Raw genomic sequence first — 12,280 nt, 5'->3', positions numbered from 1 at the left:
TTTTCTAATTTTTCTTTTTCCTTATAGTTTTTTTATTGCTAATTTTTGTTTTTTTTAAAATTGCACCATTTTTATCTTTTAGTTTTTCTTCTAAAAGAGATACTGCGTCATCTATAGTAAATTTTTCTATGTCAGTATCTTTAGCAATCGAAACATTAGTTTTGCCACATTTTAAATAGACGCCATATCTTCCATTTAATATTTGAATTTTTTCTTTAAATTCTTTCGGTTTTCCAAAGTCTTTAAGTACCTCTTGACCACCTCTACCCATTTTTGGCATCGCAAGAATTTCTAATGCTCGTTCTATATCAACTGTAAAAACATCATCCTCTTTCTTTAAGGATCTGTTTTCAGATTCATTCTCATTTTTAATCCATTTAATATACGGGCCAAATCTTCCTCTATCAGCCTCAACAACTCCTCCTTCAGGATGAACTCCTAACAATCTAGGCAAACTTAAAAGTACAAGAGCCTCATCTAGAGTTAGATCATCAGTTTTCAACTCTTTGGGTAATGAAGCTCTTCTTGGTTTAGCTTTATCTTGATCATTATTTCCCAATTGAACGTAAGGTCCATAAGGGCCAAATCTTAAAAAGACTTTTTCCCCAGTTTTTGGATCAGTTCCAAGATCCGATGGGCCACTTAAGATTTGATCAACTTGTTTTATGTCTAAATCTCCAGGAGTAATATCCATTGGAAGATTACCTTTAGCCTGAATTTCATTACCAGATTCATCAATTTTTGTACCCTCTAGCCAAGGTCCATTAGAGCCTATTCTGACTACGCAAGGAAGGTCTTCGAAATCAACTTGTCTATAAGCTTTACCATCAATATCACCCTCTGTTTTCTGAACCTTTACCTCCAAACCATTTTTACCTTTATAGAAAGTTTCGAGGTATGGTAGCCACTCAAGATTGCCTGAAGATATTTCATCCAATGAAGACTCCATTTTTGCAGTAAAAGTAGTATCAACCAGATCAGGAAAATGTTCTTCTAATAGAGCAGTAACAGCAAAAGCTGTAAAAGTTGGAGCTAGAGTATTTGAAGATATATTCGCATAACCTCTATCAACTATGGTCCCAATAATGCTGGCATAGGTAGAAGGTCTTCCAATCCCTTCTTTTTCAAGTACTTTAACTAATGCGGCTTCTGTATATCTTGCAGGAGGTTTAGTTTCATGAAAAGTAGATTCCTTATTAGTAACTTCAAGACATGTTCCAGTTGTTAAGTTTGGGAGAATAATTTCTTGTTGTTCAAGGGATGAACTTGGGTCATCACTTCCCTCTACATAAGCTCTGAAGAATCCTGCGAAATCAATACTTTTCCCGCTTGATTTAAATAATCCATCCCCTACTCTAATTTCAGCATTAATCATTGTTAACCTAGCTTCCGCCATTTGACTAGCTACAGTTCTTTTCCAAATTAAATCGTAAAGTGATAAGTCTCTACCAGTTAGATTAGTTTCCTTTGGAGTTTTAAATTTCTCACCTGCCGGCCTAATAGCTTCGTGTGCTTCTTGAGCATTTCTTGCAGTTGAATTAAATTGTCTTGGTGAGTTAGATAAATATTCTTTTCCATACATAGAACTGACACATTCTCTAGCAGCTCTTGTGGCTTGTTCGGAGAGATGAACTGAATCAGTTCTCATATATGTTATGAAACCTCTCTCATATAGCCCTTGTGCACATCTCATTGTTTCTCTTGCAGACAAACGAAGCTTCCTATTTGCTTCTTGTTGTAATGTACTTGTTGTAAATGGAGGAACTGGCTTACGAGTGGATGGCTTTTTTTCGATTTTTGAGACTAACCAATCCTCTGAGGAAAAAGTCTTCAATAAATCATTTACTTTATCTTGTCCAATTATTAATGAGTTATTTCCTTTTTTTAATTTACCGGTCTGTTCATCGAAATCGGAGCCATTAGAAATTCTTTGACCCTTTAAACTAAATAATTTAGTTTCGAAAGTAATATTATCTTTTACAAGAGAAGCTTTAATACCCCAGTAACTAGCTTTTTTAAAGGATCTTCTTTCTCTCTCTCTTCTAACAAGAAGTCTTACAGAGACTGATTGAACACGACCAGCAGATAATCTGGGGGCTACCTTCTTCCAAAGTAAAGGAGATAATTCATATCCAAAAAGCCTGTCCAAGATTCTTCTAGTTTCTTGAGCCTGAACAAGTTCCATATCAATTTCTCTTGTTTGATCTAAAGCTTTGTTTATTGCCTTTTTTGTAATTTCATGAAACACCATTCTCTTAGTTGGTATTTTAGGCTTCAGTATTTGCAGGAGATGCCAGCTAATACTCTCTCCCTCTCTATCTTCATCAGTTGCCAGTAATAGCTGGGTCGCGCCTTTCAATGCTTCTTTTAACTCTTTTACAACCTTTTTCTTATCTTTTGGAACTATATAAAGTGGTTCAAAATCTTCTGTTGTATTAACTCCTATCCTTGACCATTTTTCCTTTTTAACCGCAGCAGGTATTTCAGCAGCTCCTTTTGGAAGATCTCTTACGTGTCCCATTGAAGCAAGAACTTCATAATTAGAGGGCAAAAACTTTCTTATAGTTTTTGCTTTGGTGGGACTTTCAACAATAACAAGTGTGTGATCCAAGGTTTATTTCAAAAATTGGTGTTTTTGTTCAGTTAGGGCATATTATGATTATTTGAAGCTTTTTCAAGTAATTTCTTCTGAAAATTTCAAAAATCATACCCACAAATTATAATCAAGTTAAGATTAACTCTTAGACCCTTACAATCAAACATCTAATTTAATCCAATTTAATAAAGTGCCCAACGAAATCTTTACAATTAATTTAAATGCTCAAGCCATTATTCCAGAGGCTTTTATTTTACTAGGTATTGTTGGGACACTTCTTGTAGATTTAGCTGGAGAAAAAACTGCATCTAAATGGGCACCAATAATTTGCTATTTATCAATTGGAAGCTCTCTTGTTAGTTTGGCATTGCAATGGAGTAATCCCGTAGAAAGCGCATTCCTTGGGTCCTTTAATTCAGATAATTTGGCAATCGCATTTAGAGCAATAATTTCTCTATCAACCTTAGTATCTTTGCTTATAAGTTGGAGGTATACAGAACAAAGTGGTAGCCCTATTGGTGAGTTTGCTGCAATAGTTCTTTCAGCCACCCTTGGAGCAATGCTTTTGTGTGGATCTACTGACCTTATTAGTGTATTTATATCTCTAGAAACTTTATCAGTAGCAAGCTACTTACTTTCGGGTTACCTAAAGAGAGATCCAAGAAGTTCAGAAGCGGCCTTAAAATACCTCCTCGTAGGATCAGCTGCTGCTGCTGTCTATTTGTATGGATCCTCTTTTCTTTATGGATTAAGTGGTTCAACAAACTTAGCGACAATAGGCTTAGAGATTATCAATAAGCCATCCTTCATTACTTCTCTAGCTCTTGTTTTTGTCTTATCAACAGTTGCATTTAAAATTGCTGCTGTTCCCTTTCATCAATGGACTCCTGATGTATATGAGGGTTCACCTACACCAGTAGTAGCTTTTTTATCTGTTGGGTCAAAGACAGCGGGCTTTGCATTTGCAATAAGAATATTAAGCACAACTTTCTCTTCTTTTGATGAAGAGTGGAAACTTTTATTTACCATTTTGGCCATATTGAGCATGGCTCTAGGAAATGTTGTAGCTCTAGCTCAAACTTCAATGAAAAGGATGCTAGCTTACAGTTCTATTGGACAAGCCGGGTTTGTAATGATTGGAATAGTATCTGGCACTCAAGATGGTTTATCAGCTGCTGTTTTATATTTGGCTGCATATTTGTTTATGAATTTGGGTGCATTTTCTTGTGTAATACTTTTCTCGCTGAGAACAGGTTCTGACAGAATTCTTGATTATTCAGGACTTTACCAAAAAGATCCTCTCATTACATTAGGCTTAAGCCTCTGTCTTCTATCTCTTGGAGGTTTACCTCCAATGTTGGGATTTTTTGGAAAGATATACTTGTTTTTTGCCGGTTGGGCAAATCATCAATATCTATTAGTAATAATTGGTTTAGTAACTTCAGTTATATCTATTTACTACTACATTTCAGTGATAAAAATGATGGTAGTTAAAGAACCACAGGAAGCTTCTGAAATAGTCAAATCATATCCGGAAATTAATTGGGGAATTGTAGGATTGCCGCCTTTGAGAATTGCACTTTACACTTGCGTAGCGGTAACAGCTCTTGGAGGAATCCTTTCTAATCCTCTTTTTAAATTAGCTAACACAGCAGTTTCAGAAACTCCTTTCTTAAAAGATATTATTGCTACAGCAAATAATATTTCCTAGAAAAATTCTTCTATAAATGTCTAAGAAAGTCGCGAGTTTAGAAAATATATCTAAAACATATGGGAAAGAAGATCTAACTGTTAAAGCCTTAGACAGCATAAACTTAGAAATTTATAAAGGTGATTATTTAGCTGTAATGGGAGCTAGTGGCTCGGGCAAAAGTACAGCTATGAATATTATTGGATGTCTAGATAGACCATCTGAGGGTATTTATAAATTAAATGGTATTCCTGTTGAGAATTTATCCGATGATGAACTCGCGGAAATACGTAACCAAAAATTAGGCTTCGTTTTCCAACAATTTCATCTTCTTTCAGACGCGACTGCACTTGAAAATGTAACTTTGCCCATGATTTATGCTGGTATTGAGCCTGAGCAAAGATTAGAGCGAGGTAAGAATGCCTTAAAAAAAGTTGGCCTTTCAGAAAGAATGAATAATCGCCCAAACCAATTATCTGGAGGTCAACAACAACGAGTTGCTATTGCGAGGGCTATTATCAATAACCCTGCAATTTTGTTAGCCGACGAACCTACTGGAGCACTAGATTCAAAAACCACTGAAGATGTATTAGATCTTTTTGACAAACTGCATGAATCTGGAATAACTATAGTTTTAGTTACTCATGAAGATGAAGTTGCAAATCGAGCAAAAAAAATAGCAAAATTTAAGGATGGAAGAATAGTTGAATTAATAGTTAATTAAATTCAAAACCTTCTAATTACTTTCAGTTGAGTTTCATTTTCAATTCTTAAATTCCCATTGGAATCAATATCTTTAATTTTCCATGTATGAGGACAATAACCACTAGGTAAAAAACTTTTAGTAAGAAACTTATTTGCAGATTTAATCACATAGTCTTTCTTCTTATTACATTCAATTGCATCATAAAAAGCTTTAAGAACTTTGGCTGTCCAATAATATTGATTAATATTCTTAATTTGAAGTACTTTTGATAATGAAATACCTTCTGATGGAGTGTAATTTGAAACATTCATGCCAATTCCTACCCTTACATAATTAATTTCTTTCCCTCTTGTTATCACCCTTGGTAAAAATCCAATCAACTTTTTTGAACCAAAAAAAATATCATTTGGCCATTTCAAACAAACATTTATATTCTTTTGTCTAAGCATTTCACATAACTTAATACCTAAAGACAAATTAAATATTTGACATTCAAATTCTTTTGAAAATATTGGGTAAGCTGCACTTAACCAAATACCACCTTTTGGAGAAACCCAAGTTTTTAAATTTTGGCCAACCCCTGAGAATTGTTCTCTTGCGATTATCGCTACTGGCTGGTTTTTCTTTATTTCAGTATATTTAAGCAAGTTTGTTAGCTCATTTTCGGTACTTTTACATTTTATTTTGTAATGAAGTGTCCAAGTTGGATATTGACCCTGTATTTTTTTTAAATAAAAAACTGTCTTAGCTGCAGGTCCAATAACTTTCACAAATTTTTTATTAAAACAACGAGCATCTTTTTAAAGATTAGATTAACTTTAGTCTTAATAAGTAAATTTTACAAATTGGACAAAAAATATTCGCCAATAGTGAATAGAAGGAATCCACATCCATTAAAAAATTGTCTTGATAATTTCAAAAAATCCTGCGGAGACTTAGATAAACTTTCTCAGATCGAAGAAAAATGGAAGAACTTAATTGGCTTGGAGCTATTTGAAGAATGCAAACCATTAAATATTGAAAAAAAAATACTTACTATTGCAGTAAATCATCCACAGTGGCGCCAAGCTTTAATCTATAACAAGCATAAATTAAAAGAGAGAATCGAGAAAATTGGAATAACTTTGAATGAAATAAAAATAATACAAAATTATGAAATTAAAAATAAAAATATTAAAGCTACTAATGCGAAGATAGTTTGGGCAAACCATCCAAGCAGAATCAATCAAAATAATATGTGCATTTGTATTATTTGTAATTCCCCTACTCCTGAGGGCGAAATCAAAAGATGGGGAAAGTGTTCTTTTTGTTGGAGAAAAATAAAAAACTAAATTTTTTATTTAGTTAAAATTAGTATTCCCATTTGTCCCCCACAAATAGTCCTATATTCAGCTTTTTTAAATCCAACTTCCTTAGCAATATTTATAAGCTCATTTTTCTTTGGAAAATTACTAATACTTTTTTCAATATATGCGTACTCTGGACCTAAATTAAAAAGCCGCGAAATGGATACTACAATTAATCTCAAATAAATTTTCTGAAAAATATTGGATAAAGAATTTCTTGTTGAGTGATTAAAATCCAAAAATCCTGCCCTTCCCTTATCCTTCAAAAGATCAAAAACTTTTTTTATTCCTTCTTCAACATTATTCAAGTTTCTAAGTCCATATGACATGCAAATTCCATCAAAATTTTTTGAATAATCATTAATTTCTAATACATCTTTAACTTCCCACTTAACAAATTTATTTTTTTTAAGCTCTGATTTTTTTTTTGCAATATTTAAGATATCCTTTGCACTGTCAATCCCAGTAATTGATCCCCTTGGACTAACTCTTTTAGAAATTAAGAATGCTAAATCTCCAGTTCCACAGCATAAATCAGCCCAATCTTCACCATTTAAAGGTTCCAATAAATTAACTAATTTCCTTTTCCAAAATCTGTGCAGCCCAAAACTTAATAGATTATTTAAAAAGTCATATTTATAAGAAATTTTATTAAATATATTTTTGACTTCGATAGTTTTTGTGAATTTCATTTTTAAATTTTTAACTTATTTCTTTTTGGTATTAAATTAAATTTTTTATTCATATGGTCTAATTGGAAGTTTTTTTTCGAGGAGGAAAGTCTTTATTTCTCTTAAAGAAAGTTTCTTATCATGAAGTAATGATGCTAAAAGTGCGGCAGATGCCCTGCCTTCATTGAAAACATCATAGATATCTTCTAAACAACCCGCTCCTCCAGAAGCAATCACTGGGATGTTAACAATATTGGTAACAGCTTCAGTCAGATTTAAATCATATCCATTCTGTGTGCCATCACCATCCATTGAAGTAAGCAAAATTTCCCCTGCGCCTAAATCCTCAACTTTCTTTGCCCAACTTAATACATCTATTCCAGTATTTTCTCTCCCTCCTTTTACATATACCTCCCATTGATCTGTCTTATTAACTTTTCTTTTAGCATCAATTGCTATTACGATACATTGATTACCAAATTCCCTAGAACTTTTAGAAATTAAATCTGGACTTCTTACAGCAGAAGAATTCAAACTCACTTTGTCCGCTCCAGCTCTTAAAAGATCATTAATTGCAGAAACAGAATCTATTCCTCCACCTACTGTAAATGGGATTTTCACTGATTTTGCGGTCCTAGAGACAAGGTCAACTAATGTATTTCTATTTTCTACACTAGCTCTTATATCTAAGAATACTAATTCATCTGCGCCCTCATCAGAATACATACAAGCCAATTCAACAGGATCGCCTGAGTCCCTCAAGTTAACAAAATTTACACCTTTAACCACTCTGCCATGGGCGACATCTAAACAAGGAATTAAACGAAGAGCTACCATTTTAGTAAAAATTGTCCAAATGCTGTTAATCTTGCATAATAGCTTCCATTTTACCTCTTATGGCTGAAACAAAATTATTACCCAAAATCGGTAGTAAAATCAAAATTAACATTAACAAAGTAAAAGATAGACTACCAGCTAAATTAATCGATCAAATATCCTCGAATCCTAAAGCCGTAATAACAGGCTATAAAATGACAGACGGCAGAAGTATTGGAATCACCGCAAAATTTCAGAATGGTGAGCAAAATTGGTTTTTCCCAGAAGAAATTGAGAAAGGTTAAAGAGTAAAGTGAATGATCCAAAACAACTATTAGGAATTAAGGGTGCCTCTGAAACATCAAGTATATGGAAACTCCGTATACAGTTAATGAAACCCATAACATGGATCCCTTTGATATGGGGAGTCATTTGTGGAGCAGCTGCAAGTGGGAATTTTGAATGGACATTTAGTAATGTTCTAGCTTCATTAGCATGTATGTTGATGAGTGGACCACTTCTGGCTGGTTATACCCAAACCATAAATGATTTTTTTGATAAAGAAATTGATGCAATTAATGAACCAAATAGACCAATTCCTTCTGGGAAAATTTCAATTAAAGATGTAAAAATACAAATCTGGGTATTACTTATAGCAGGATTAATAGTTGCTTTTCTATTGGATTTATATGCTAAGCACAGCTTCCCCTCCGTCTTACTTTTGGCATTAGGAGGTTCCTTTGTTAGTTATATATATTCTGCTCCACCACTCAAATTAAAACAGAATGGTTGGCTTGGGAATTACGCATTAGGAGCATCTTATATAGCTTTACCTTGGTGGGCAGGACAAGCCTTGTTTGGGAAATTAACTCTCGTGACGGCGATACTAACACTTGCTTATAGCCTCTCAGGACTTGGAATTGCTGTTATTAATGATTTCAAAAGTGTTGAAGGAGACTCAAAGCTAGGCTTAAATTCTCTACCAGTAGTATTTGGAATTAAAAATGCAAGTAGAATAAGTGCAGGACTAATTGACATTTTTCAATTGGCAATGGTTATAGTATTAGTCATTATTGGCCAAAATTTAGCCTCTGTAATTTTAGTTTTATTGATAATTCCACAAATTACATTTCAAGATATGTGGTTGCTAAGAGATCCTCTAAAGTTTGATGTCAAATATCAAGCGAGTGCCCAACCGTTCCTTATAACTGGAATGCTAGTTACAGCTTTAGCAATAGGACATAGTTTTTTAGTTGCTTAAGGTGCAAAAGATTAAATTCAAGTCTTTTGTTTTAATAATTCCAATATTAATTTTTTCTGGAATATCTTTTTATTTTTTTAGTATAATGTTTAGTACTTTAAAAGTTGACGTATCTAAAAATAAAAAGTTAAGGGGCACCAATTATTCTTATGTAATATCATCTTCTGATAATAAGATAATAAGCAAATTAAGCCGCAAATTTGAAATAGATAATAGTTATTATAAAATTCCATTTTTTCTTAAACATGCTTTTATATCTTCTGAGGATAAAAGATTTTATAAACATAATGGAATAGATTTAAAAAGTATTTCACGCGCCCTTATTCAAAATATTAGAAGTGGTTATGTTAAAGAGGGAGGAAGTACGATTACACAACAAGTTGCTAGATTACTTTTTCTAAATAATGATTTAAGTTTTCAAAGAAAAATCAAAGAAATATTTATATCACTCATAATTGAATTTAGATATGATAAAAATCAAATTTTAAAATTGTATTTAAATAATATTTATCTAGGATCAGGAGCACACGGGGTAGACGAGGCTGCCCAAGTTTATTTTGGAAAATTTATAGAAGAATTGACATTATCAGAGATCGCATTAATTGCAGGATTAGCTCCAGCCCCATCAATTTATTCACCTTATCAAGATTTAGAACTAGCTATTAAAAATAGAAATAAAGTTCTTGAATCAATGTATATTGATGGATATATTTCTCTTGCAAATAAGAATAAGGCTATTAAAGAAAAAATAAAATTAAATTATCAAACAGCTGATAATTTTTTAGATGATAAATTACTTATAAACTTTATTCTTCACGAAACAGATAAAAAAATTGGGAGTAAAAATGATTATAAGTTTTTAAGAATTAAATCTTCTATCAACAAAGATTGGCAAGAAAAAGGTCAAAAAATATCAAGATATGCTGGGCCTAAAGAAATTGAATTTGCTCTGTTATCTATCGAATCAAACACAGGACTAATCAGGGCAATGATAACCAGCAAAAATCCATCAATTAATGAATACAATAGAGTGATTTCATCTGTAAGACCATTAGGTTCTACTTTTAAAATAATCCCTTATGCTTCTGCATTAATAGAAGGAATAAAATTAAGCGATAAATTTGAAGACTTACCAATATGCTGGGAAAGTTATTGCCCAAAAAATTTTTCAGAAGACTATAGAGGTTCAATATCTTTGATTGAATCATTTAAAAGCTCATCAAATATCGTTCCAATATCAATAACAAAAAAAATCGGCTTAAAAAATATTATTAATTTAGCGAATTCATTTGGACTAGGTTACGAGCAAGAGTTTGAGGAATTCCCATCATTAGCTATTGGATCCTTCGGAGATAATCTTTTAAACATCACAAATGCATATTCTGCAATAAACAATAATGGGAAGATCCAAAGCCCTGAAATCATAGAAAAAATAGAATCATTTAAAAAACAACCTATTTGGGAAAACAAATCTATTTCCAAGAAAATATTAGATTTAAAAATAAACGAGAAAATAAATAAACTTCTTGAAAAATCTGTAAAAGAAGGAACTTCAAAAGCAGCCTTTATAAAAGGAAAGAAAATTTATGGGAAAACAGGAACATCTGATGGAAATAAAGATCTCTGGTTTATTGGTTCAATTGATAACCTTACAACAGGGATCTGGATAGGTTACGACGATAACAAGGAATCTGAATTATCTAGTGGAAATGCAGCTTATTTATGGAAGAAGTTCATATCTGAAATTTATAAAATTCCAATTAAAAAATAAATTATATTTTTAAGATTTATAAGAAATTATTGCAGAATAAAATCCATCACCAGGATAATCCAAGCTAGGTAAAATTTGTTTTTGGCTAACCAATTTTAAATTTTTGTTTTTTTCAATAAATCGTTCAATTAATAGATTATTTTCATCGGGACAAATAGTGCAAGTTGAATAAACTAAAGTACCATTTTTCTTCAAAAGAGGGAAAATACTCTCCAAAAGTTTTTCCTGTAATAAAGTTAAAGATTTTATTTTTTCTTTACTTAAAGACCATCTAGAATCTGGATTCCTGGAAAGAGTTCCAATGCCTGAACATGGAGCATCTAATAAAATCTTATCAAAATAAGATATAAACTTAGAATTTAATTCAATCAAACTCGTAGCATCAGCCTTAAGGGTATTAACAGATTTCAAATTTAACCTTTCTAAATTTGATTGCAGTATTTTTAATCTTTTTGCTGATCTATCTACAGCAAGGATTTCAGCACTATCATTTGTTAATTCTGCCAAGTGGGTAGACTTACTTCCTGGAGCTGCACAAGCATCTAAAATCTTTTCACCTTCTTTTGGATTTAAGAGAGGTGCTATCCACTGAGAAGATCTATCTTGAATTGTCCAAAGCCCATCACTATATCCAGGTAAATTTTTTATAGATCTTGGATTAGATTTTAGAGTAATTCCATTATGTAAATCTTTAATAATTTCAGCATCAATTTTATTTTCATGAAGTACCTTCAAAAATTTATTTAAATTAGTTTTTAATTGGTTAATTCTCAAATCAATTGTAGGTTTTTTATTAAATGCCTTTATGATATTTTCACCCTCGCTATTGCCGACCCATTTATAAAGATCCTTCACAAGCCATAATGGAAATGATTCAAGATATGAAATTCTTTCTTTTCTATCAGAAGATAATTCCGGTAAAATTTTTTGTTCTAATTTTCTCGATGCACTTCTCAATATCGCATTTACAGTCCCCGCTAAACCATTTAAATCTGTGTTTTTAGCTACTTCTACAGTGGTAGAAATAGCAGCAGGAAATGGAATTTTATCCATTTTCAATAGTTGATATAAACCTATGTGTAGAAGCCATCTTAACTTTGGAGGCTGCTTTTTATGAGTAATTTTTGATGTATGATCCGTCCAGAGATCAAGAAATTTTCTATACCTTATGCATCCAAAAGATAATTCTGTAATAAAAGCTATATCAAGAGGATTAAATTGATAATTTTTTAAAACCTTTTCAAGGGCATGATCAGAAAAATCACCAGAACTAACTTTTAATAAAATTTCCCAAGCGGCTTTTCTTTGTAAATATCCTATGCTCAAAATATAATTTATTTTTAAAGATAACTTTAATATACAAAAAATTCAAAAATTTAAACTACTTTTTCAATTGCAGAATTAAACCAAATAAAACCTAAGA

At 32.0% G+C, this 12,280-nt stretch carries 11 protein-coding genes; 6 read left to right on the top strand and 5 right to left on the bottom strand.

The genetic code is table 11. From position 1 onward, the window contains the following. Nucleotides 1-4: 4 nt before the first annotated feature. A complete protein-coding gene (gene topA / locus EU91_RS05595) occupies nt 5-2,611 on the bottom strand; it encodes a type I DNA topoisomerase (RefSeq protein WP_032524149.1) in 2,607 nt (868 codons plus the stop codon). 175 nt (nt 2,612-2,786) lie between these two features. Here topA and EU91_RS05600 point away from each other — a divergent pair, with 175 nt between their 5' ends. Then, entirely contained in the window at nt 2,787-4,307 is a 1,521-nt protein-coding gene (locus EU91_RS05600) for an NAD(P)H-quinone oxidoreductase subunit N (RefSeq protein WP_032524148.1), read from the top strand. Between the two features lie 16 nt (nt 4,308-4,323). Further along, nucleotides 4,324-5,010, top strand: a complete 687-nt coding sequence (locus EU91_RS05605; protein ID WP_032524147.1) for an ABC transporter ATP-binding protein — start codon at nt 4,324-4,326, stop codon at nt 5,008-5,010. 2 nt (nt 5,011-5,012) lie between these two features. On the opposite strand, the gene EU91_RS05610 is transcribed toward EU91_RS05605, so the two are convergent. Then, nucleotides 5,013-5,762: a biotin--[acetyl-CoA-carboxylase] ligase gene (locus EU91_RS05610; protein WP_032524146.1), complete on the bottom strand. Its 750-nt coding sequence runs from the start codon at nt 5,760-5,762 to the stop codon at nt 5,013-5,015. A 75-nt stretch (nt 5,763-5,837) separates the two neighbouring features. Between EU91_RS05610 and EU91_RS05615 the strand changes: the two genes are divergently transcribed. Beyond that, the gene (locus EU91_RS05615; protein WP_241433924.1) at nt 5,838-6,323 is read left to right on the top strand and encodes a DUF721 domain-containing protein; all 486 of its coding nucleotides are present in this window, start codon (nt 5,838-5,840) and stop codon (nt 6,321-6,323) included. A 5-nt stretch (nt 6,324-6,328) separates the two neighbouring features. On the opposite strand, the gene ubiE is transcribed toward EU91_RS05615, so the two are convergent. Both ubiE and hisF read right to left on the bottom strand, forming a co-directional pair. Beyond that, entirely contained in the window at nt 6,329-7,030 is a 702-nt protein-coding gene (gene ubiE, locus EU91_RS05620; protein ID WP_032524145.1) for a bifunctional demethylmenaquinone methyltransferase/2-methoxy-6-polyprenyl-1,4-benzoquinol methylase UbiE, read from the bottom strand. A 45-nt stretch (nt 7,031-7,075) separates the two neighbouring features. Further along, nucleotides 7,076-7,846, bottom strand: a complete 771-nt coding sequence (gene hisF / locus EU91_RS05625; protein ID WP_032524144.1) for an imidazole glycerol phosphate synthase subunit HisF — start codon at nt 7,844-7,846, stop codon at nt 7,076-7,078. A gap of 59 nt (nt 7,847-7,905) precedes the next feature. On the opposite strand from hisF, the gene petP reads away from it, so the two are divergent. Genes petP through EU91_RS05640 form a run of 3 tightly spaced genes read left to right on the top strand, consistent with a single transcriptional unit; the run spans nt 7,906 to nt 10,857 of the window. After that, nucleotides 7,906-8,130: a cytochrome b6f subunit PetP gene (gene petP / locus EU91_RS05630; RefSeq protein WP_011375988.1), complete on the top strand. Its 225-nt coding sequence runs from the start codon at nt 7,906-7,908 to the stop codon at nt 8,128-8,130. 8 nt (nt 8,131-8,138) lie between these two features. Further along, a complete protein-coding gene (chlG, locus tag EU91_RS05635; RefSeq protein WP_032524143.1) occupies nt 8,139-9,086 on the top strand; it encodes a chlorophyll synthase ChlG in 948 nt (315 codons plus the stop codon). Nucleotide 9,087: 1 nt separating this feature from the next. Continuing rightward, on the top strand, nt 9,088-10,857 hold the full coding sequence (locus EU91_RS05640; protein ID WP_032524142.1) for a transglycosylase domain-containing protein: 1,770 nt from the start codon (nt 9,088-9,090) through the stop codon (nt 10,855-10,857). A gap of 9 nt (nt 10,858-10,866) precedes the next feature. On the opposite strand, the gene EU91_RS05645 is transcribed toward EU91_RS05640, so the two are convergent. Continuing rightward, nucleotides 10,867-12,183 (bottom strand): 16S rRNA (cytosine(967)-C(5))-methyltransferase, encoded by a 1,317-nt coding sequence (locus EU91_RS05645; protein ID WP_032524141.1) that lies wholly within the window; start codon nt 12,181-12,183, stop codon nt 10,867-10,869. Nucleotides 12,184-12,280: the final 97 nt, after the last annotated feature.

This window comes from Prochlorococcus marinus str. GP2, from assembly GCF_000759885.1.
GTDB classification, from domain to species: Bacteria; Cyanobacteriota; Cyanobacteriia; order PCC-6307; family Cyanobiaceae; genus Prochlorococcus_A; species Prochlorococcus_A marinus_J.
The sequence above is the reverse complement of the archived record's forward strand: the minus strand, read 5'-3'. Positions and strand labels throughout refer to the sequence as shown.